At 61.3% G+C, this 21,151-nt stretch carries 20 protein-coding genes; 9 read left to right on the forward strand and 11 right to left on the reverse strand.

Annotated features, from left to right (window positions below; genetic code table 11):
• Window positions 1–257, forward strand: a 257-nt coding sequence (locus Mhypo_RS03020) for a DinB family protein (protein WP_147371336.1), incomplete at its 5' end; no start/stop codon positions are given.
• Window positions 254–1,087 carry a KPN_02809 family neutral zinc metallopeptidase gene (gene ypfJ, locus Mhypo_RS03025; RefSeq protein ID WP_119339835.1) on the forward strand — a complete coding sequence of 278 codons (834 nt, stop codon included), beginning with the start codon at window positions 254–256 and terminating at the stop codon, window positions 1,085–1,087. The genes Mhypo_RS03020 and ypfJ, both read left to right, overlap by 4 nt.
• On the opposite strand, the gene opgC is transcribed toward ypfJ, so the two are convergent.
• Both opgC and Mhypo_RS03035 read right to left on the reverse strand, forming a co-directional pair.
• A complete protein-coding gene (opgC, locus tag Mhypo_RS03030) occupies window positions 1,084–2,178 on the reverse strand; it encodes an OpgC domain-containing protein (RefSeq protein WP_119339836.1) in 1,095 nt (364 codons plus the stop codon). The two genes, ypfJ and opgC, sit on opposite strands and share 4 nt — an antisense overlap.
• A gap of 55 nt (window positions 2,179–2,233) precedes the next feature.
• On the reverse strand, window positions 2,234–2,839 hold the full coding sequence (locus Mhypo_RS03035) for a helix-turn-helix transcriptional regulator (protein ID WP_119339837.1): 606 nt from the start codon (window positions 2,837–2,839) through the stop codon (window positions 2,234–2,236).
• Window positions 2,840–2,970: 131 nt separating this feature from the next.
• On the opposite strand from Mhypo_RS03035, the gene Mhypo_RS03040 reads away from it, so the two are divergent.
• On the forward strand, window positions 2,971–3,183 hold the full coding sequence (locus Mhypo_RS03040) for a YgaP family membrane protein (protein WP_119339838.1): 213 nt from the start codon (window positions 2,971–2,973) through the stop codon (window positions 3,181–3,183).
• Window positions 3,184–3,329: 146 nt separating this feature from the next.
• Window positions 3,330–3,533: a YgaP family membrane protein gene (locus tag Mhypo_RS03045; protein ID WP_119339839.1), complete on the forward strand. Its 204-nt coding sequence runs from the start codon at window positions 3,330–3,332 to the stop codon at window positions 3,531–3,533.
• Between the two features lie 25 nt (window positions 3,534–3,558).
• Here Mhypo_RS03045 and Mhypo_RS03050 read toward each other — a convergent pair whose 3' ends face one another.
• Window positions 3,559–4,746, reverse strand: coding sequence for an MFS transporter (locus tag Mhypo_RS03050; protein ID WP_170148197.1), 1,188 nt, complete (start codon window positions 4,744–4,746; stop codon window positions 3,559–3,561).
• 184 nt (window positions 4,747–4,930) lie between these two features.
• Here Mhypo_RS03050 and Mhypo_RS18020 point away from each other — a divergent pair, with 184 nt between their 5' ends.
• Together Mhypo_RS18020 and Mhypo_RS03065 are read left to right on the forward strand one after the other, a co-directional pair.
• Window positions 4,931–8,107 (forward strand): ExeM/NucH family extracellular endonuclease, encoded by a 3,177-nt coding sequence (locus Mhypo_RS18020; RefSeq protein ID WP_147075501.1) that lies wholly within the window; start codon window positions 4,931–4,933, stop codon window positions 8,105–8,107.
• Window positions 8,108–8,412: 305 nt separating this feature from the next.
• Window positions 8,413–8,772 carry a DUF5615 family PIN-like protein gene (locus tag Mhypo_RS03065; RefSeq protein WP_119339841.1) on the forward strand — a complete coding sequence of 120 codons (360 nt, stop codon included), beginning with the start codon at window positions 8,413–8,415 and terminating at the stop codon, window positions 8,770–8,772.
• 726 nt (window positions 8,773–9,498) lie between these two features.
• Here the strand turns inward: Mhypo_RS03065 and Mhypo_RS03070 are convergent.
• The 4 genes from Mhypo_RS03070 to Mhypo_RS03085 all read right to left on the reverse strand — a co-directional run bounded on the left by Mhypo_RS03070 (window position 9,499) and on the right by Mhypo_RS03085 (window position 12,889).
• Window positions 9,499–10,437, reverse strand: a complete 939-nt coding sequence (locus Mhypo_RS03070; protein ID WP_119339842.1) for an electron transfer flavoprotein subunit alpha/FixB family protein — start codon at window positions 10,435–10,437, stop codon at window positions 9,499–9,501.
• 67 nt (window positions 10,438–10,504) lie between these two features.
• Entirely contained in the window at window positions 10,505–11,251 is a 747-nt protein-coding gene (locus Mhypo_RS03075) for an electron transfer flavoprotein subunit beta/FixA family protein (RefSeq protein ID WP_119339843.1), read from the reverse strand.
• 25 nt (window positions 11,252–11,276) lie between these two features.
• Window positions 11,277–11,708 carry a four helix bundle protein gene (locus Mhypo_RS03080; protein ID WP_119339844.1) on the reverse strand — a complete coding sequence of 144 codons (432 nt, stop codon included), beginning with the start codon at window positions 11,706–11,708 and terminating at the stop codon, window positions 11,277–11,279.
• 35 nt (window positions 11,709–11,743) lie between these two features.
• Window positions 11,744–12,889: an acyl-CoA dehydrogenase family protein gene (locus Mhypo_RS03085; protein WP_119339845.1), complete on the reverse strand. Its 1,146-nt coding sequence runs from the start codon at window positions 12,887–12,889 to the stop codon at window positions 11,744–11,746.
• 222 nt (window positions 12,890–13,111) lie between these two features.
• Here Mhypo_RS03085 and Mhypo_RS03090 point away from each other — a divergent pair, with 222 nt between their 5' ends.
• On the forward strand, window positions 13,112–14,158 hold the full coding sequence (locus Mhypo_RS03090) for an NADH:flavin oxidoreductase/NADH oxidase (protein WP_119339846.1): 1,047 nt from the start codon (window positions 13,112–13,114) through the stop codon (window positions 14,156–14,158).
• A 294-nt stretch (window positions 14,159–14,452) separates the two neighbouring features.
• On the forward strand, window positions 14,453–14,857 hold the full coding sequence (locus tag Mhypo_RS03095) for a (R)-mandelonitrile lyase (RefSeq protein ID WP_119339847.1): 405 nt from the start codon (window positions 14,453–14,455) through the stop codon (window positions 14,855–14,857).
• Window positions 14,858–14,865: 8 nt separating this feature from the next.
• On the opposite strand, the gene Mhypo_RS03100 is transcribed toward Mhypo_RS03095, so the two are convergent.
• Entirely contained in the window at window positions 14,866–15,786 is a 921-nt protein-coding gene (locus Mhypo_RS03100) for a carbohydrate kinase family protein (RefSeq protein ID WP_119339848.1), read from the reverse strand.
• A 126-nt stretch (window positions 15,787–15,912) separates the two neighbouring features.
• On the opposite strand from Mhypo_RS03100, the gene Mhypo_RS03105 reads away from it, so the two are divergent.
• Window positions 15,913–16,917, forward strand: a complete 1,005-nt coding sequence (locus Mhypo_RS03105; protein ID WP_119339849.1) for a tagatose 1,6-diphosphate aldolase — start codon at window positions 15,913–15,915, stop codon at window positions 16,915–16,917.
• A gap of 41 nt (window positions 16,918–16,958) precedes the next feature.
• Here Mhypo_RS03105 and Mhypo_RS03110 read toward each other — a convergent pair whose 3' ends face one another.
• The 3 genes from Mhypo_RS03110 to Mhypo_RS03120 all read right to left on the reverse strand — a co-directional run bounded on the left by Mhypo_RS03110 (window position 16,959) and on the right by Mhypo_RS03120 (window position 21,102).
• A complete protein-coding gene (locus tag Mhypo_RS03110) occupies window positions 16,959–18,185 on the reverse strand; it encodes a metal-dependent hydrolase family protein (protein WP_119339850.1) in 1,227 nt (408 codons plus the stop codon).
• Window positions 18,186–18,508: 323 nt separating this feature from the next.
• A complete protein-coding gene (locus Mhypo_RS03115; protein WP_119339851.1) occupies window positions 18,509–20,188 on the reverse strand; it encodes a M14 family metallopeptidase in 1,680 nt (559 codons plus the stop codon).
• Window positions 20,185–21,102, reverse strand: coding sequence for a dihydrodipicolinate synthase family protein (locus Mhypo_RS03120; RefSeq protein ID WP_119339852.1), 918 nt, complete (start codon window positions 21,100–21,102; stop codon window positions 20,185–20,187). The genes Mhypo_RS03115 and Mhypo_RS03120 overlap by 4 nt, the downstream gene beginning before the upstream one ends.
• Window positions 21,103–21,151 lie beyond the last annotated feature (49 nt).

Raw genomic sequence — 21,151 nt, forward strand, 5'->3', positions numbered from 1 at the left:
CCGATGGCCGCCCCTTGGCCCCGCCCCTGACGGAGCCCAAGGGGGGGCTATCCCGTGCGGCCCTGTTGGAACGAATGCAGGCCGTGCGCGAGCGCGTTCTGGCCGAGGTAGCCGAAAGCGGGGAACGTTTGTCGCACCCCCCTACCTACGCGCACCCCTTTTTTGGCGACCTGACCGCCCTGGGCTGGCTGCAAACCCTGGTCTATCACGAGCGGCATCATTTGCGGCAAATTCAAGAACGATTGGGGGCTTTATGAAATGGGAAGACCTGCGCAAGAGCCAGAATGTGGAAGACCGCCGGGGACGCGGCCCCCGCATGGGGGGCCCTGCCGGCATCGGCATAGGAGCGGTGATACTGGCCTTGCTGGGTGGGCTGCTGTTTGGGGTGAACCCTGCCGATATTCTTTCCCAACTCCAGGGCGGGCCCGTGACCACCGCCCCGGCCCCCCAAAACACACCTGCCAACGACCGGGAGGGCCAGTTTGTGCGCTCCATTGTGGGCGACCTGGAAGACACCTGGGGGCAGATGATCCAGGGCTACCGGCCCCCGCAACTGGTCTTGTTCGACGGCCAGGTGGAGTCGGCCTGCGGCTATGCCAGCGCAGCGGTGGGGCCTTTTTACTGTCCCCGCGATGCCAAAGTGTATCTCGATACCAGCTTTTTTGATCAGATGGAGCGCCTGACCCGGGGGCAGACCAGCGACTTTGCCAAGGCCTATGTGATTGCCCACGAGGTGGGCCACCACATCCAGAACCTGCTGGGCATCTCCGACAAGGTGCGCGCCCAGCAAGCCCGCAGCAGCCAGACGGTGGCCAACCAGCTCTCGGTGCGCCTGGAGTTGCAGGCCGACTGTCTGGCCGGGGTCTGGGGCCACTACGCCCAGCGGCGGGGTTTGCTCGAGTTTGGCGATGTGGAGGGGGCCATTGCGGCGGCCAGCGCCATCGGCGACGACAACCTTCAGCGTCGTTCGCAGGGCTATGTGGTGCCGGAGGCCTTCACCCACGGTTCGTCGGAGCAGCGGGTGGGCTGGTTCAACCGGGGTTTCCAGAGCGGCGACCCCAACCGCTGCGATACCTTCCGCAACTAACCGGCGGCTTTTTGCTTGCGCCACCAGCGGTAGAGCTGAATAGAGGCCCAGATGCCCCCCAGGGCCAGCAGTTGTAGCCCGGTGCCCCGCCAGGGGTTTTGCGTGACCTCCCAGTAGTCGAGCAGGTTGTAGAGCGGAACCATCGCGATGAGGTGCGCGGTAAAAGTCCACAGCGAGGCCGACCCCAGGGGAATTAAGAACCAGCCCACCCCACGGGAAAGCGGCAGCCAGAACCAGGTGATGAGGATATAAAAGGCCTGCAGATACAGCGCAACCAACAGCAGCCTGGGCCATACCAATGGTTCGGTGTTGGCATCGCCCAGTACCGAACGATCCAGCCAGGGCAGCCAGCCCTGGGCATGAACCATAATGAGCGCAGCAGCCGTCAGCAAAACCCCTATCCCCAAGCCATCGCGCAGCCAGGGTCTTTGGGCCCAGAACCGGGCTAGCTCGAGGCGGTGGAAGCCTACTACCAGCCCCACAAAAAACAAAACTTGCCAGGCTGCCGGCATGAAGATCGAGGCAATGGGGGCCCCGACCACGGTGGGAAACACCTGGCTCAAGATGTACACCGCTCCCGAAACCAGCAGTACCCACCTGCCCTGCCTGCGATACAGGAGCCAGAAGGCCAGGGGGGTGAACAGCATGTACCAGACATAAAGCCCCAGAATTTCCGAGCCGTTGTAGCCATCTTGCAGGGTGAAAACACCGGCCACAAACTCCAGTACGTTTTGCTTTTTGTCCCAGGGGTCGTACCAGACCCTGAGCCCCAGCAGGCTGAGGCTCATGAAGCCCAGGGCAATCAGAACCGCTGTGCGGTAGAGCACCAGCAGCCGCGACAGAACCCGCTCGAGGGATTGCAGCAGGGTCTGGCGGCTGGCCAGGATGCCCAGGGTGAGGCCGGAGATGAAATAAAAACCCTCGGCGGCACTGATGTAAAAGTTGAGCCGACCCGAAAAAACATACAAAAACGATTCGCCGCCAATATGGTCAATGGCCATCGCGAACAGGCAAAAGCCCCGCAGCCAATCTATGCGCAAATCGCGGCTTGTAGAGTCGGAATATACCCAGGAACGCAACCAGGAGGCCATATGCTACCCAGCATAAATTTTTCAGGGTGAAGCGCTGGGTCAAAAAATGCTTTTGTTATAAGGGACGTTTGGCAATGAGAAAATGGCAGGCCCGATGCCCGTCCCGCTGGCAGAAGGGGCGCTCGGCGGGCAGGCCGGTGGCCTTGGTGATCACCTTGGGCGGCAGGTCGCATACCGGCTCGAAACGTTGTCCGGTGGCGTAGTACAAGCAGTTGTAGGCTTTGAGCTCCCACCCCGCCGGGGTTTCCTCCAGGGTGCCCAGCATGTCGCCGTAGTCCATGTAGGTGAGCAGGGCACGGAGCTTGGCCGGGCCCTCGAGGCCCTGAAGCTTGCGCCTTAGCTCTGCCGCCATGCTTTCAGCCACCCCGTCCAACAACCGCTCAATGAGGCCCTCGCGCTCGGCCTCGGCCAGCACGGCGTCCAGAAGCTCGGGGTAGCGTTTGGGGAAGAGGCCCTCCGAAGCCTGGGTCAGCCGGTAGACCGTGGCCGGGCGACCCTTGCCTTCGCGGCGCTGTTCCCGCGCCAGCCAGCCGCTTTTTTCTAGGCTGTGCAGTTGGTGTCGAACGGCGGTCTCGCTCAGGCCCAGGTGCGCCATCAGTTCCTTGATGGTGCTGGGGCCGTGCTGTTTGAGGTATTCCATCAGGGGACGGGGGGTGTTCATGCTGACTCCAGGGGGCTTGGTTTATTTTTCACTATTTTCGCTATTGAAATAGCACTAAATGAAGTATACCCTTTGATCAGAGATTCGGTGCGATTTATGAACCCAAACGCACCGACTCAGAGGAGGAGAATATGAAACCCAACGAAGGTACAACCGACAGGATCATTCGCCTGGTGCTGGCAGCGGTGTTCTTCCTGCTGGCCTTTACGGTGGCCGGTGGGGTGTGGGTCTATGTGGCCGTCGGCCTGGGTGCGATCATGCTGCTGACAGCAGCCATTGGCTTCTGCCCGCTGTACGCCCTTTTGGGCATCAACACCTGCCCAGTACCCCAGCGCAAAGCCTAGAGCAACGCAAGGGCGGGTCTGACTTTGTTCACAGTTTTTTCCGCGACACGATGGGTAGAATATAAGTGGAATCGGGTCAATCAAAACCCAGGGGCGCTAGCGCCTATAAGCGATTGATTGGCCCATTCCCTAACGAGGAGGAAACTATGGTTCCCAATGTGGGTAGCACAGACCGGCTGGTTCGCTACATTCTGGCCGTGGTGTTTTTCCTGATCGCCTTTTTTGGTAGCAGCGGCATCTGGGCCTGGGTGTTTGGTCTTTTGGGGGTGATTATGGCAGTAACCGCCACCCTCAACTTCTGCCCCATCTGGGCGGCATTCAAAATTAATACTCGAGGCAAAGCGACCTGAGCGCGCTCCTCCCTCGCCCCGGCTTTCAGGCCGGGGTTTTGTTTTGGGTCAGCGCATGGGGCGGAAGGGTGTTGATGGCGCCTCGAGCCCACCACAGCAACCAGAAGGTCAGGGAAAAAACAAAGGCCACCAGCAAAAATAGCGTCCCTGGCCCCTGGGCCTGGTATAGCGCACCCCCCACCGGCCCGGCAATCAGGTGGGCCAGGCCAAAGGCCAGCCCGTTGCGCAGGCTTTGCAGGGTGCTGACCCGATGGGCCTTGGCACGGGCGTCCACAATCCGTACCGAACCCACGAAAAACAGGCCGAAGCCCATCCCGACTAGCATCCCACAGGCCAGCATCAGCACCGGGCTGTTGGCCAGGGCCATGCCGACATAGGCCAGGGCGTAGAGCCCGGCGGAAAGCATCAATACCCCCGCGTCGCCTAGCCATCGCGAGAGCCTGCGCTCATAGCGCATGGTGACAATCTCCACCAGCGCGATGGTGCCATACAAAAGCCCCACCATGGCCGCAGCCCCGCCTCTATCCTGGATGGCCAAACCCAAAAAAGGGGCTGCCAGGCCCACCCCAAACCCCATCAGCAGCACACTTCCCAGCAGCAACAAGGTGCCCCGGTCGTGGTGGAACAAGTCATGAAGGGTGGTGAGCAGGCTTCCTCGGACTTCTGTGGCAGCCATTTCGGGCAGGGTGCGAGCTATGGCGATAAGGGGCAGGGTGGCGACTGCCGCCACGATAAACATGGCCTCATACCCCACCCGGGCCCAGGCCAGCCCGGCCAGCGAGGACGCCAGGGCAAAGCTCAGGCTGCCCCACAGCCGCATGCGGCCATACTCGAGGCCATTTCGGCTGGCCATCCGCCCAATCAGGCTGTCAGCCAGCGGGGCTACCAATGCCAGGCTGAGCCCCAGGGCCGCCATGCCCAGCAATACCCCCCCAAAGCCCCTGGCAAAATACAGACCCAAAAGCGAGAGGGCCAAAGCCAGCAGCGAAGCCATCAGTACCGCCACCCGTTTTTGCCGTGCATCGGCCCAGGCGGCCGCCGGTGGACCAAAAAGCAGGTTGCACAGTGGAAACAGCGCAATGGCCAGACCAATTTGTGTGGGGCTCAAGCCCAGCTCCCGAAAATGCACTGCCAGGAAGCCTTGATAAAGCCCATTGGCCCCCCAAAACCCAAAGTAGTAAAGCGCGCCCCGCACCTTCAAAGACAACGGCACCCGGTCATTGTACGGCGCTCTTGGTTGTGCAGCGAGTAAAGCGAAACAACCTGGGCAGATATGCCAAGGTAATGTCAAAAGAAACGCACCTTTGCGGTAGGCTGGGCCTAACCGTTATTTTTGGCTGGGCTTGTTCGCCACACTGCCCTGACGGTAGGTTAATACAGTTCGGCCAGGAGGAAATATGAAGCCATTTCTACGCATAGGTGCTTTAGCGCTGGTCTTGATCGTGCTCTCAGCCTGCACCCAGGCCCCGCCTGCCCAACTCCAGGCCCAACTGACCGCTCAGGCCGTCTCGGATGGCGTGGTGATTAGCCAGGTGTATGGCGGGGGTGGCAACAGCGGGGCCCCCTACACCCACGACTTTGTCGAGCTGTTCAACCGTGGGAGCACGCCGGTTTCTCTGGATGGCTGGTCTATCCAGTACGCCAGCGCAACGGGCACCGGCAACTTTGGCGCCAGCAGCACCCAGCTCACCGAACTGCCCAACGTGACCCTACAACCAGGCCAGTATTACCTTGTGCAGCAGGCGGGGGGCACGGCGGGGGCGGCCCTGCCGACGCCGGATTTGGTGGATACCACCCCGATTGCCATGGCCGCGGCAGCGGGCAAGGTGGCGCTCGTCTCGAGCACCGCCCCACTGGGTTGTAATGGCGGCTCCACCCCCTGTTCTGCCGCCCAACTGGCTCAAATCGTGGATCTGGTTGGGTATGGCAATGCCAACTTCTTCGAGGGTTCGGGGGCGGCCCCTACCCTTTCCAACACCACTGCTGCGCTGCGCAAGGGCAACGGCTGCACCGAAACCGACCAGAACGCAGCCGACTTTGAAGCAGCCGTGCCCAGCCCGCGCAACACTGCTTCCACCCGCAATTTTTGTGGGGAGTCGGCCCCCAGCGTGGTGGCCTCGGTTCCGGCGGCGGGCGGTACCATCAACCCCAACGATAACCTGACCCTGACCTTCAGCGAGCCCGTGAACGTGAGTAGCAACTGGTTTGAAATTGCCTGCTCGGCCAGCGGAACGCGCACGGTGGCCGACGCAGTGGTCTCGGCCAACGCCACCTCCACGCAGTTCGTCATTAACCCCAACGCCGATTTCGCCTCGGGCGAGAGCTGTACCCTCACGGTTTTTGCCGCGCAGGTGTCGGATGTGGATACCCTCGACCCCCCCGACACCATGAGCGCCAACTTTGCCCTTGCCTTCAACCCGGTCTCGGCCTGCGACCTGCCCCATACCCCCATCTACCAGATTCAGGGCAGCGGCCTGGCGGCGGCCATTACCGGCAGCGTGGTCACCAGGGGCGTGGTGGTGGGCGACTATGAAGGCCCTACCCCGGCCTTGCGTGGTTTTTATATCCAAGACCCCACCGGCGATGGCGATAACACCACCTCCGACGGCATTTTCGTGTTCAACGCCAACAACGACAGCGTTTCGCTGGGCGATGTGGTGCGGGTGACCGGAACGGCGGGCGAGTTCCAGGATCAGACCCAGATTAGTGCGACCTCCATTACCAAGTGCGGCACTGGAACCGTCACACCTGTAGACGTGACCCTGCCTTTTGCCTCGGCCACCGATGCCGAGCGCTACGAGGGCATGCTGGTGCGCCTACCCCAGACCCTCTACGTGACCGAGCACTTCCAGCTGGGGCGCTTTGGGCAGGTGGTGCTCTCGTCGGGCGGCAGGCTGATGCAGCCCACCCACGTGACCACGCCCGGCGCTGCGGCCAATGCCCTGCAAGCTCAGAACAACCTCAACCGCATCATCCTGGATGACGCCCTGCAAAACCAGAACCCCGACCCCATCCTGTTTGGCCGCAATGGGCAGCCCCTGAGCGCCTCCAACACCCTGCGCGGGGGCGACACGGCCACAGGCATTGTGGGCGTGATGACCTATACCTGGGCCGGCAACGCCGCCAGCGGCAACGCCTACCGGGTGCGACCTATTGGGGCCTTGAACGGTTACGTGAACTTTGTGGCGGCCAACCCGCGCCCCACCACCTCGCCCGCTGTGGGGGGAACCCTCCGGGTGGTGGGGATGAACCTGCTCAACTTCTTCAATACCTTTGACGGGCTGCCGGACACAGTAGACAACTGTACGAACGGGGTGGGGGGTGTGCCCACCGACTGCCGGGGCGCCGATACCCTGGCCGAGTTCAACCGCCAGTGGCCCAAGACGGTCGCGGCCATCCTGGCCATGAACCCGGATGTGCTGGGCTTCAACGAGATGGAAAACGACGGCTACGGTCCCGACAGTGCTATTGCCTTCCTGGTGGATAAACTCAACGAAGCCACCGCGCCGGGGACCTATGCCTTCATCGACGCCGATGCAGCCACCAGCCAGGTGAACGCCCTGGGCACCGATGCCATCAAGGTGGGCCTGATCTATAAGCCGGCCCGCGTGACCCCGGTGGGCCAGACGGCAGTGCTCAACACCACAGCCTTCGTGAACGGCGGCGACAGCGCCCCGCGCAACCGGGCCTCGCTGGCCCAGGCCTTCCAGCAAAACGACAACGGGGCCATTTTCATCGTGAACGTGAACCACCTCAAGAGCAAGGGCTCGGCCTGCGACCTGCCCGACCAGGGCGACGGGCAGGGCAACTGCAATGCGGTGCGTACCAATGCCGCGCAGCAGCTTGCGGCCTGGCTGGCCACCCACCCCACCGGCATCGCCGACCCGGACGTGCTCCTGATTGGCGACTACAACGCCTACGCCCAGGAAGACCCCATTACCGCCCTCAAAAATGCGGGCTTTGTGAATCTGCTCGAGACCCGCCTGGGCCCGGGGGCCTACTCGTATGTGTTCGATGGGCAGTGGGGCTACCTCGACCACGCCCTGGCCTCGGCCTCCCTGAACGCGCAGGTTGCTGGGGTGGCCGAGTACCACATCAACGCCGATGAGCCCAGCGTGCTCGACTACAACACCGACTTCAAGACCGCAAACTTGCAAACAGTGCTCTACGCCCCCGACCAGTTCCGGGTGTCCGACCACGACCCGGTGGTGGTGGGGCTGAACCTGGCTGCTCCGGGGGCCTGGTTCTTTGGCCCCATTGCGCCGTTCCCGGCCTTCAACAACGTCAACTCGGGCCAGACCATCCCCCTCATCTTCAGTCTGGGCGGTAACAAGGGGCTGAACATCTTTGCGCCAGGGTTCCCCAAGTGGCAGGTGATTCCGTGCGGCTCTACCGCTGCGGTGAACGGCACTCACCCCACCAACAGCAAGGGGAGCCTCAGCTACGACCCCCTGCAAGACCGCTACACCTACCCCTGGAAAACCGAGAAAGCCTGGGCCGGTAGCTGCCGCCAACTGGTGGTGCGCTACACCAACGGCATTACCTACCGGGCCAACTTCAACTTTGTGAAGTAGCTGCCCATCAAGAGAGGCGAGTGGGGTCAGTTGGCCCCACTCGAGTTTTGCCAATAGGCTTATCCCTCGTCCAGCCCGTTTTCTACCCGAAGCCCTTTGATACCGGATTCAAAAAGACAGTTTACAAAACCAAAAACACCAGAGGCCGTCTTTTTGAATCCTAGAGCATTCCTTTCGGTCGGGTTAGTTCGTCACCAAAGGGTGACGAACTAACCGAATCTGGTATGACTCTTATGGACGCGATCTTGCAGTATGTGGCATATCTAGCTGAGGAGCGCGAGGTTAATCCTGCGTGAAGCTTTTGTGTGGATCTAAACTTATCACCGCGCTGGGTTGAGTTTTTCCAAAGCCTTGGTTTGGAAGCTTTGCGCTGCTCGGATATTGGTGCCATCAACGCGCCCGATAGCGAAGTTATGGCTTGGGCCGCAACCAATGGCTATGTGATTTTGACGCACGATCAAGACTTCAACACGATTTTAGCCCTGAGCCAGAGAGCTAAACCAAGTGTGGTGTTGCTGCGAACGTCTTCGCTGCGTTTGGAAACAGTGGGGGAAAGGGTCTGGCAGGCTATCAAGGCAGCCCTACCAGACCTGGAAGCCGAGGCGGGCTGTGTGCTGGTGGTGGAGGACGAGCGTGCTCGAGTTCGCACTCTTCCGCTTACCTGAAAACTCGGGCGATTTATGCCAGATTCGGTTGGCTCGTCGCCGAATGGTGGCGAACCAACCCGACCGAAGTTATCCACGCACGGGGGGCGATACCGCCCCTTGGAAAGGGATACGCTTGCTTCGCTGACCGTCAAGGAGGGGGTGCTCTAGGATTCAAAAAGATAGCCTCTGAAGTTTGGAGGTTTAACGATAATCATGCCCTTCACAGACGTTGCCGCCCGCGAAAACGAGAATGCGTCTGGGCTCAGACGCATGTTTTCGAGTTTCCGGGGCGGCAACTGTTCTGTCTGGGACAAAGGATTCTAAATTCTCGGGAGGCTCACTTTATGCAAAGAGCGCTCTATCTTTTTTGAATCCGTTATTAGAAAAAGGAGGGGGTGTGGGGGAGCTATAATCCCCCAGTTTTCAAACCGGGGATACATGGACTCCCCCACGTGCTCCGAGAGAGCACACAGCATGGTGAGCGGTGGATGTGTTGTACAATCTCCTTGGGGACAGCGTTCCCCGCGCACCTTGAAACTTGGAGTAGGGGGTTCCATCGGGTAGTCCGATGGGTAAAACTCCAAACGAACACCCGTGGCAGAGCTAGAAGCATTGCGCTCGCCTGCCGATACGGAGTCAAGGTTCTTTCTGGGCTCGGACGGAGCCTTCGGGGATGGGCGCTGTGCAAACAGTTCCATCATGCCCGAGAAGCCCCGCTCTTCAGAGTGGGGAGTCGTCACTAGCTCAATCCTTCAACTTCTTCGCCGCCTCAATAAGCGCAGGCAATACCTGGTGCACGTCGCCCACAATGCCATAGTCGGCAACCTTGAAGATGGGGGCCTCGGCGTCCTTGTTCACCGCCACGATGTACTTGCTTTTGTTCATCCCGGCCTGGTGTTGCACCGCGCCCGAAACCGCCAGGGCGATATAGACATTGGGTTGCACGGTCTTGCCGGTCTGGCCCACCTGTTCGCTGTAGGGCCGCCAGCCCGCATCCACCACCGCGCGGGTCGCGCCCACCGCTGCGCCTAGGGCGTTGGCCAGTTCCTCCACCCCTGCGAAAGCCTCGGGGCTGCCCAGCCCGCGTCCGCCCGTAACCACCACGGTGGCCTCGGTCAGCGAGACCCCTTTCTTCTGCTCGGCTACGCGTTCCAGGACCTCTACCCCAGCAGGAATGCGTACCTCGAGGGTCTCCACCGTGCCGCTGCCCTCTGGCTCGGCCAGGGGGGTGGTGTTGGGCTTGGCCGTAAAGACCACCGGCAAGGGGGCCTGCTGGCGCTCGGTGACGCGGTTCAGGAAGCTATAGCGGGTGCCGATGATGCTTTGGCTGTCGGTGCTGGTTTCCAGGGTGTCTTCCAGCAGCCCGGCCTTCATCCTGTAGGCCAGCCGGGCCGTCCAGGTGCGGCTTTGGCGGCTTCCGGTAGCAATCACCACTTTAGCGCCGCTCTTTTGCACTGCCGCATGGGCGGCCTCGGCCCACTTCTCGGCGGTGTAGGGCCCTACCTCGGCAGCGTAGACCACCGGCAGGTACTGGGCGGCCTCCTGGGCCACGGCCTGGGTGTTTTCGCCAATCACCACGCCTGCAATGGGGCCCAGGCTCGCAAGCTGCCGGGCCCGGCTGATGGCTTCCAGAGCGCCCTTGCGCATGCGCTGGCCGTCGTGTTCTAGAACTACAAGGATCATGCAACCTCCAGATGTGTGGGATGGCCGATGGCGAAAAAGCGATTGACCATCGGCTATGCGCTATCGGCTAAATTACCTTGGCTTCTTCGTGGAGCAGCTTGACCAGCTCGTGCGCGGCGGCCACGGGGTCTTTGCCGTCCAGCACCTTGTTCAGGCGAGTACGTTCCTGGATGGTTTGCTCCACAATAGCCACCTTGCTGCTGGTGCTGACGGGCACCTTTTTTAGCTCCTTGCGCTTGGCCTTCATGATGCCGGGTAGGGTGGGGTAGCGGGGTTCGTTGAGGCCCTGCTGACTGGTGAAGACGGCGGGCAAGGCCACGCGCACCACCTCGGCGCCCTCGTCGAGGTCGTGCTTGGCTTTGGCGTGAGAATCGCCCTCGAGTTCGATCTGGGTGGTCCAGCTCACCACTGGCCAGGAGAGCGCCTCGGCTATGGCCGGTCCCAGGGCCTGAGCATCCCAATCGGCCTGCTGCCCGCCGGTGAAGACCAGCGTGGGGGCTTCGGCCTTTATGACCTCGGCCAGGGCCTCGGCCTGGGTGATGGGGTCGGTGTAGCCCTCGGCGACCAGATGAACGGCCCGGTCAATGCCCATGGCAAGGGCAGTGCGGATGGCCTCCTCGAAGCGCTCTGGGCCCATGGCCACCACCACGCTCTCGCCGCCGTGCTTCTCCTGAAGCCTGATGACTTCCTCCACCGCCCACTCGTCCATCTGGTCGAGGATCATGGTGGCCCCGGAGAGGTCTACCTGGCCCCCCTCGATCTTGAGGCGGGACTCGCCGTCGGGTACTTGCCGGATGACTGCTATGAATTTCATCTTATGCCTCCAAAGGGTCTATAGTCTATGGTCCATGGTCTATCGTCAGGGTTCGATTAAAGTTGGTGTCTAGGCTTTTGAGCAGGGCGTTGAGCTTACCATTTAAGGTGCTGGCTTGATCGTAAAGGGGTTGAACTGCGGCCTGTTGCAAAAAGCCGAGCTCAACGGCAAGGTGCAGCGAACAGACAGTTTCGAGTAAGGAACCTCGAGCCTGATACAGGAAGCGACAGAAGTCTTTGTCGCTACTGCGCCCTTTCCCCTCGGCAATGTTCAGCGCAATCGAATTGGCAGCTCGTCTTAGTTGACTGGTGAGACCAAAGCGCTCCTTTTCGGGGAAAGCTTCACTGAGCTGGTAGACCTGCACCGATAAGGCCACACTCAGATGGTAAACCTCGAGCTGCTCAAATCCAAAAAAGCCGTTGCTGCTTAGTGGCCGAGCTTTGCGCTGTTTATCCATAGAAATGTTTTTGGCTATAGACCATCGGCTATAGACTATTGACTCAAAATATGCCGCGCAATGATGAGCCGCTGGATTTCGTTGGTACCTTCGTAAATCTGGTTCAGCTTGACATCGCGCAAAAGCTTTTCTACCGGGTACTCGTGCATGTAGCCAAAGCCGCCGTGGATCTGTATGGCCTGGTTGGCCGCCTCGAAGGCCATTTCCGAGGCATAGGCCTTGGCAATGGCAGCGGCGTGGGCCTGGGGCAGCCCCTGGTCGGTCAGCCAGGCCGCGTAGTAGGTGTAGGCGCGGGCGGTCTCGAGGCCCATCAACATCTCGGCCAGCTTGAACTGGATGGCCTGGAACTCGGCGATGGGCTTGCCAAAGGCCTCGCGCTCCTTGGCGTACTTGGTGGCCTCTTCCAAAGCCCGCCGGGCCACCCCCACACTGCCCGCCGCCACCGGGATGCGGGTCTTGTCCAGGGTGTGCATGGCAATCTTGAAGCCATCGCCCTCCTGGCCCAGCAGGTTCTCGGCGGGCACCCGGCAGTCTTCAAAGACCAGCTCATAGGTGCCGCTGGCCCGCTGGCCCATCTTGCCGTGCAGTTTGTGGGCGGTAAAGCCGGGGGTGCCTTTCTCCACCACGATGGCAATCACCCCTTTGTGGCGCAGTTCGGGGGCGATGGTGGCAAAAACCACCACCGTTTCGGCCTCGCCGCCGTTGGAAATCCAGGTTTTGGTGCCGGAGAGCACGTAGTGGTCGCCCTCGCGCACGGCCCGGGTGCGTAGAGCGGCGGCATCGGAGCCGTTACCCGGCTCGGAGAGGGCAAAGGCTGCCAGGGCCGGCTTCTCGGTGAGTTTTTTGAAGAAGCGCTGCTTTTGCTCGTGGGTGCCGGCTAGCAGGATGGGGGTGATGCCCAGGTCGGAGGCCATGGGGATGGTGTAGATGCCCATACAGCCCCAGGCCAGCTCCTCCCCGATGATGACCTCCTCGAGCATCCCCAGCCCCAGGCCCCCGTACGCCTCGGGGATGATGGCATTCAGCAGGCCCACCTCGTGGAGCTTTTCCACCACCCCCCAGGGCACCTCCTCTTTTGCGTCGTACTCGGCGGCGATGGGGGCAATCTGCTCTTTGGCAAAGCGACGGGCTAGTTTTTGCAGTTCCTTTTGTTCGTCTGTGAGGCTGAAGTCAATCGGCATGGCGGAAGGCGGAAGGCTAAAGGCCCCAGGCCAGAAAAACAACTCGCTTCGGGCTTGCGGCTTTTAGCTTTCGGCGTTGGTTCACCTCCTTACAAAAACTTCTTGTACTTAGTATAACTTTTTCCTTCCCGGCCTGTCTATCGTATCACGAGCCTGGTGAAGAAAAAGCGTTATGTATGGAATTCCACAAATTGGCTTGCCCCAGGCCGTAGAATCCGCGCTATGAGCTTGCTGTTCAGCCCCTTGAAGCTGCGTTCGGTGACCCTCAAAAACCGCCTGGCCATGTCCCCCATGTGCCAGTACTCGGCCCAGGAGGGGCAGGTGACCGAGTGGCACCTGCTGCACTACCTCACCCGCGCGGTGGGCGGGGTGGGGCTCATTATGGTGGAAGCCACGGCGGTGGAGGCCCGGGGGGTGATCAGCCCGGATGACCTAGGCATCTGGTCGGACGCGCACGTACCGGGGCTAAAAAAGCTAACCGGGCGCATCAGGGAGGCAGGAGCAGTACCGGGTATCCAGATCGCCCATGCCGGGCGCAAGGCCGGTACGGCCAGCCCCTGGCAGGGCGGCAAACCCCTGCACCGCTGGACGCCGGTAGCCCCCAGCCCCCTGGCTTTCCATGAAGGCTGGCCGGTGCCGCAGGAACTGGACGAAACGGGTCTGGAGCAGATACGCCAGGCTTTCCAGCAGGGGGCCCGGCGGGCCCTTGCGGCGGGGTTTGAACTGATTGAACTGCACATGGCCCACGGCTATCTGCTGCACTCCTTCCTGTCGCCCCTCACCAACCACCGCAGCGACCGCTACGGGGGCAGCCGCGAAAACCGCATGCGCTTCCCCCTGGAAGTTGTGGAGGCGGTGCGAGCGGTCTGGCCGGAGGAGTTGCCGCTTTTCGTGCGGGTCTCGGCCAGCGACTGGGTGGAAGGGGGCTGGGACATCGCCGACACGGTGGCGTTTGCGAAGGAACTGCAAAAACGCGGCGTGGATTTGCTGGACTGTTCTTCGGGCGGGGCCATTCCGGGCGTAAAAATTCCAGTGGGGCCTGGCTACCAGGTGCCCTTTGCGGCCCAGGTTCGGTTGTCCACAGGCTTATCCACAGGCGCGGTGGGCCTCCTGACCGAGCCCTTACAAACCGAGGCCATTCTTCAGGCCCAGCAGGCCGACCTGATTCTCCTGGGCCGGGCCCTGCTCCGAGAGCCCTACTGGCCCTACCGCGCCGCACAAGCCCTGGGCGCTAAGGTCTGGCCGGTGCAGTACGAGCGGGCTTTCTGAGGGTGTTCCCTGGAACAAACCTGGTACCCCGTCGAAGAATACTAACGCCCTGTCGCAGGTCTCGAGTCGCAGGCCAAAGGCCAGCTCGAGCCTGGACTGGATCTTCGTACTCGAGGGCGTTGTGCAAAGACCAGCTAAATGCGAAGTGCTTGCGGTGGGCATCGGTTATTCGCCTTGCACGCCCTACCTGGATTGCTCCTCGCAACAGCCCCCCCCACAACAGAGAGGCTTGTTCTGCTTCCCTGCCACTGGCTACCAGCTATGGACTATAGACCATCGGCGGTAAATTGAGCTATGGAAAACCCATGGAAAACCTTTGTGCCCCAGGCCCCCACCCGACAGGGTAAGCCTGAATGGTTTACCGGAACGGTTTATTTGAGCGAGCTGGTGGTCACTCCGGCGCCCATGCACCTGCATGTGCTGCGGGTGATGTTTGCGCCCGGCGCCCGCACGGCCTGGCACACCCACCCCAAAGGGCAGGTTTTGCACGTGGAGGCCGGGATTGGCTGGTTCCAGCGCTGGGGTGAGCCGGTGCGGGAGATGAAAGCGGGCGACACCATCTACTTTGCCCCTGGCGAGAAGCACTGGCACGGGGCCAGCGCAACCCACGCCATGACCCATCTGGCGATTCAGGCAGCGGTGGATGGGGTCAGCACGGACTGGCTGGAACAGGTCTCCGAGGAGCAGTACCGGCTCTAAGCCTTTGGCTACGCCAGCTCGTCTCGCCAGGGCGGATTGGCTCCGGCCCGGGTGCAGGTAATGGCCGCCACGCGGGCCGCAAAGTGGAGGAGGGCTGTGATTTGTTCGCTGCTCAGGGATTCCAGTGCAGCCCTGGCCCAGACCCCACTCTGCCACAGCCAGCTTAGGGTGCCGGACATGAAGGCATCCCCGGCGCCCACCGTATCCACCACCTGAACCTGGGGAGCCTGGACTCGAATAATTTCCTTGTCGCGAACGGCAAAAGCCCCCTGGCCCCCACGGGTCACGATGACCCATACCGGGCCCTGTTTCTGCCACGCCTGGGCAACGCTTTCCAGGCTCTCGCCCGGATAGAGCCACTCGAGGTCGGCCTGGCTGACCTTGACCAGATCGACCTGCTCGAGCCAGCCCGAAAGCCGCTCGAGGTAGGCCTCGCGGTTTGGAATTAGAAAGGGCCGCACGTTGGGGTCAAGGGTGATCAGTCGCCGCCGGGCCTCGCGCCGCATCAGGCGCTCGAGGCTCGAGGCACCGGGCTCCAGCACCAGCGAGTAAGAGCCAAAGTGCAGGGCCGCCTGGGGGGGGAGGGTGGTGGGCAGGTCTTCGGGGTAGAGCAAGCGGTCGGCGGTGTTTTCGCAGTAGAACGAAAAAAACTCGCCCGACTCGGAAGGGGTTACCAGGGCCAGGGTGGTGAGCTCCTGGCCCTCCTTGACATATTCCAGGCTTACCTTGCTCTCGGCCAGGTGGCGTCTAAGCAACTGCCCAAAGGCATCGCGCGATATTCGCCCCAGAAAGGCTGTGGGCGTGCCCAGGCGGCCCGCTCCCATGGCTACGTTGTACGGGGAACCACCGGGATGCGGGACGTAAGCAGTAGCGCCATGGTGGGCAGTGGGGGTCATGTCTATCAGAGCTTCTCCGGCGACAATCAGCATGTTTCCTCCAGGGATGACAGGGCCCGGCTATGGGAGCAGTTTATCCTGGACTTTGGCGTCCTGTAAGCCCATCCGCCAGGCGAGTTTGTAGCGGCCTTTAGGGTAGACTTGAGGATGGAGATAACTATGGGACTGAGCAAAGGAAAGTTTGATCGGATTCAGGCTTGTGCCGACGACCATGGCGTAATTGCGGCTGCCGCAATGGATCAGCGCGGCTCCTTGCGCAAGGCCATTGCCAAGGCCAGAGGGGCGGAGGTGAGCGATGCCGAACTCACCGAGTTCAAAACCGCCGTGGTCAAAATCCTTACCCCCTATGCTTCGGCGATTTTGATTGATACCGAGTACGGCCTGCCCGCTCTAAAGCACAAAGCCCCCCGCACTGGCGTTCTGCTGGCCTATGAAAAGTCGGGCTACGACACCAGCACTTCAGGCCGCCTGCCCGACCTGCTGCCCGACCTGAGCGTACGGCGCATTCAGGAAGCGGGCGGCGATGCGGTCAAGATTCTGCTCTACTACAACCCCGAAGACGACCCCAAAATCAACACCATTAAGCACGCCTTCATCGAGCGGGTAGGGGCCGAGTGCGCGGCCCTGGAGATGCCGTTTTTCCTCGAGCCCATCGCCTACAACGACCAGCTGGGCGAGGGCCTCGAGCTGGCCAAAGCCAAGCCCCGCTATGTGGCCATGTACATGGAGGAGTTCTCCAAAGACCGCTATGGCGTGGATGTGCTCAAGGTTGAGTTGCCCTTTAACATCGCCTACACCAGCGGTACCCTGGGCTTCAAGGGCGAGGAAGCCTACACCCGGGCCCAGGCCCTGCAGTTCCTCAAGGACACCGCCAGCGCTGCCGGCAAGCCTTTTATCTATCTCTCGGCAGGGGTGAGCGATGCAGTCTTCCGCGAGTCGCTCGAGATGGCCGCCGAAGCGGGGGTGCCCTTCAGCGGGGTGTTGTGTGGGCGGGCTACCTGGCAGGATGGTATTCCGGTTTATGCCAAGCAAGGGCTGGCGGCCCTGGAAGACTGGCTTGCCGACCAGGGTGTAAAGAATATCCAGATGCTCAACGAAGTGCTGGCTAAGGGCGCCAAGCCCTGGTGGACGCACTACGGCAGCCTGGAAGCGGCCAGAGGCTAGCGCTGCGCACCAACAATGGCTCCCACCTGGGAGCCATTTTTTTACACCATCCGCCGCCCTCCCACAAAGGTCATCTTCACCTTGGCAATGTCCTCAATGTAGTGGTCGGGCTGGCCGTCCACCACAATCACATCGGCCAGATAGCCTGGCTTCAAATACCCCAGCTTGGTGTCGAGGCGGTTGATCTTCGCTGCCACGCTGGTCGCCGAGCGCAGCGCATCGTAGGCATCCTTCTTCACGCCCAACTTGATCATGAAGGCCATCTCGGGGGCTACCACGTCGTGCTGCACTACCGGAGAACCGCTGTCTGTGCCAAACCCGATGGTGATGCCCGCCTGGGCAGCTTTGACCAGTCCCGCGAAACGCACCCCACTGGCTACGGCTCGCTGGCGTTCCTCGATCTTCCACTCGGGTACGTTGTACTTCCGGGCCAGCTCGGGCTGGCTCTGCATCACCAGCGGTGCGAAGGTGGTGACAATAGGGATGTTTTTCCTTGCTATGAGCTCGATGGTTTCGTCGGTCATATCGCCGCCATGTTCGATGCAGTCCACGCCGAACTCGGCCACGCGCTTGATGACCGAGTTGAAGGTGGCGTGGGCGGTGATGGGAAGGCCATTACGGTGGGTCTCGTCAATCACGGCGGCCAGCTCTTCGTCGGTGAACTCGTTGAGGTCGTGTGAGGCCATGATCTTGATCAGGTCGGCGCCGCCGCGCACCTGCTCACGCACGGCCCGCCGCATCTCGTCGGCCCCGCTGGCCTCGCGGCAGGCCCAGTAGGTGTGGCCGCCGGTCTGCACAATCGCCGCCCCGCATGCCAACACCCTGGGGCCGGGGAAAATCCCCTGCTCCACGGCCTGCTTGGCAAACAGGTTGGTGTTGTGCATCCCCAGGTCGCGCACAGTGGTGATGCCCGCCCGCAGGCTCAGGAGCATGTTGCCCGCGCTCTTGTAGGCCGAGATTTCGGGAGCGTCGTAGATGGACTGGTGGGCCAGGTCGTGGATGCCGTCCCAGGCCAGGTGGGCGTGGGAGTTAAAGAGGCCTGGCAGGATGGTTCCGCCCGTTTGATAAGCATCGGATTGCCGGGTGCCAAAGTCGGAGGCGGTGCTGACAGCGATAATTTTTCCGTCTTGCAGCTCGACTATGCCATCTTCAATTCGTTCCTCGCCGTCACAGGTCAGTACCCGTCCGCGCAACAGAAGGTGCTCCTTGGGCAGGTCAAACATGGGCTTGATGATTTTCTGAAACTTCCAGTGGGGGGCTTCGGGCATAGTGTTCTCCTTTTTTTGATTCTTCTGTCATGCTGGGGTGTTGTTTATATGGGTTGCGCTTTGCAACTTGCGGTGTGAGTACTGTATCTGGCGATCCGCTCAACTTCGATTTCGGTACGTGTATGCTTCGAATTTGATGTGTTGCAAAGCTTGATACGTAGGGTGCACTTATAAGGCATTAGATTCTTCGGTTCAAAGGTCAGTTCGATGCGGTAGGTCTCATGGTCTCTTTTGCATCTACATTTGCATCTACATTCGCCCTTTGAGTGGCCATTCAAAGTAAGTAGCGAGGATGCTTGGATGAAGGGCCCTCGTTCTTACGGCTAGGACAAGGTGATTTTGCGGCGTACCGTTCCGCCCTTCTCGCTTCTCGCTATCACTTCAACCGTCGTCCCCGCCGCCGCGCTCACCGTCCATTCCACAGGCTTGGCGGTGCGGTTCCACTGGTTGCCCCAGGGCGACCAGGTGGACTTGCGCTCATTGCGGCCTGCTAGGTGGCCGAGGTCGTGTTTGGCTGCGCCCTGCACGGTTGCGCCCAAAAGTTCGACTTGCACGGTCTTGGCGAAGCCCTCGGCAATGGCCACGTCGGTCAGGTTGGTGGGGAGGTAGCCGGTGTTGCGCACTATGGCACGCACCCGGTAAACCCCCTCGGCCAGGAGGGTAGCACTGGCCTCAGAAATCTCCAGGAACGGGCTGCTGGCAGCGTGAGCCAGGCAGAACTTCACGTTGCGGTAGCACATCTCCTCGAGCAGATGCCCGGGCGGGTTGCGGAAGGTCCAGACCTCTAACATCCCTCCAATCTCGACCTCGCCCAACTGTGGGTGGTTGAACTTCTTCCAGTCCAAGAAAGCCCACTCGCCCACGTTGCGCGTGATCCACTCGAGGATTTTGATCTGCTCGTCCTCGGTGCGGGGGCGGATGCCGTACCAATGGGTTTTCTCGAGACCCGCCTCGCGCTCGATGTCCCATAGCTCGGTGCCAAAGATGGGGATGCCCATCTGCTCGTAGGCCCAGTCGGTGAGGGAGCCGTGGCGGGCCTTGGTCTTGTCGGGGGTGAAGTCCTCGAAAATCGAAATCACTGGATAACCGGTGATTTCCGTCCCCACCGCACCGAGGTCTTTGAAGAGGGTAATGTCGCGGGCTGACATCTGGTGGTCGTACTTCACCGCGCTAGGCCGGAGAATCACCCCGCCGTGGGTGTGATAGGAGTTCATCCCGCAGATATTCTTGTGTGCCAGGATGAAGTCAATCACGGCCCTGGCCTCGGGCTCGGAGCCAGGGTAGTCGCCTGCGCCGTACTCGTGCGGCGACCAGTTGGCTGGGAACTGGCGGTTGAGGTTGCCGTCGCGGGGCGGCTCGATATCCGGCTCCACCCCGTCATAGTCTGGAATCAAGCCCTCGGGGTAGAGGCGATAGTACTCACCTCCTACTTCGTGGGGCTGGCGCTGGACAAGGATACGCGGGTCTTTCTGCGAGACCTTCCACTCGCCATTCGGGTCGCGTTTACGCATGAAAACGATGTGCCCGTCGCCGTCCACATCCCACTGGTGCAGGCCCCGGGTCACCTCGTCCTGGCCCAGGCTGTAGCGACCATTGCCGCACCAGCGGTGGGGAGTCTTGAGGCAGATTTCCGCGCCATCGGGGTTTATGCGCGGCAGGATGTAAAAAGCCATGCGTTGCATCAGCCGAGTAACCTCGGGGTCGTGGGTGAAGCGCTCGAGCAGGTAGTTCACCGCGTACAGCGCCGTCGAGCTAGTAGCGTGTTCCTCGGCGTGGATTTGCGCGTCGATGTAGTAAGCGGGCTTCTCCGAGTCGGGGCCAGTCGAAAAGTCGCTCAGGGTGAGTTGCCAGATGTCGCGGCCCTGGTGGGACTTGCCCAGGCTCTGGAGGCGGGCCAGGTGGGGGTGACGGGCTACCAGGTCGTGCAGGAGGCGGGTGTATTCGTCGTAGTCGAAGTAGCGGTTATGGGTGATGGAGAGTTGGGGGCGGGGCGGGAGGCTCATAGGCTAACTTCTCCTGTCTTAAGCGATGCAATCAGGTCTTCGAGCCTGGAGAACTCCAGAATCTGCTCGAGTTCCTTCTGCATGGTTTCGTCGACCTGTGTGCCGGGGTGGCGAACGTAGGCGTTTCGGATGGCACCGCGCCGACGGTAGACCTCCTTGCGGAGCGCAATGCCGATGCCGGGCTGGAACTCGTAGCGCATCATGGCGCAGGATTGGTAGAAAATCTTTTGAGCCAGTGAGATATTGCCCGAGGTGTAGGCGGTGTAAATGGCTTGCAGGATGTCGGGGTAGGAGAAGCCGGTCATGATGCCGTTGGCCCCGCGCTCGAGTTCCTCGAGCATGTACAGCCCGCCCAGCCCGCCCAGGATGGAGAGGTGGGGATTCAGCTTGCGCAGGGCGCTGGTTCTGGGGCCAGTGGGGGTGTCCTCGAGCTTGATGACCCGAACGTGCTCGAGTTCGCTGTGCAGCCGGGTCACCAGGGGAACACTCAGCAGGATGCCGGTGCTCACCGGGTAGTCGTGCAGGATGATCAGCGCTCCCACCGCGTCGTTGATGCGCTGGTAGTAGTTGAAAATTACCGTGTCGTTCTGCACAGGTGGCGGCGCAACCAGGAGTCCCGAAGCCCCCAATTCCATTGCCCTGGCCGACTTTTGAATGGCCAGGTCGGTACCGCCTGCGCCGCTGCCCACAAAGACCGGAACCCGGGCCTGGGCAGCCTGTACGGTCTCGCGGATGATGGCTTCTTGTTCGGCCTCACCCAGCTTGGAGGCTTCGCCCATCACGCCCAGCACCACCAGGCCGTTGGCACCTTTTTCGATCAGGAAATGGGTGAGGGTGTGCAGGGACTCGAGGTCGAGCTTGCCCGCCCCATCAAATGGGGTGGGCATGATGACATGTACGCCAGAGAGGGACATTTTTTGCTCCTTTCATTGATTCCGAAACGGACTGACCATTCAATCTGCA

This window comes from Meiothermus hypogaeus (genome assembly GCF_003574035.1).
Classification (GTDB): Bacteria; Deinococcota; Deinococci; order Deinococcales; family Thermaceae; genus Meiothermus; species Meiothermus hypogaeus.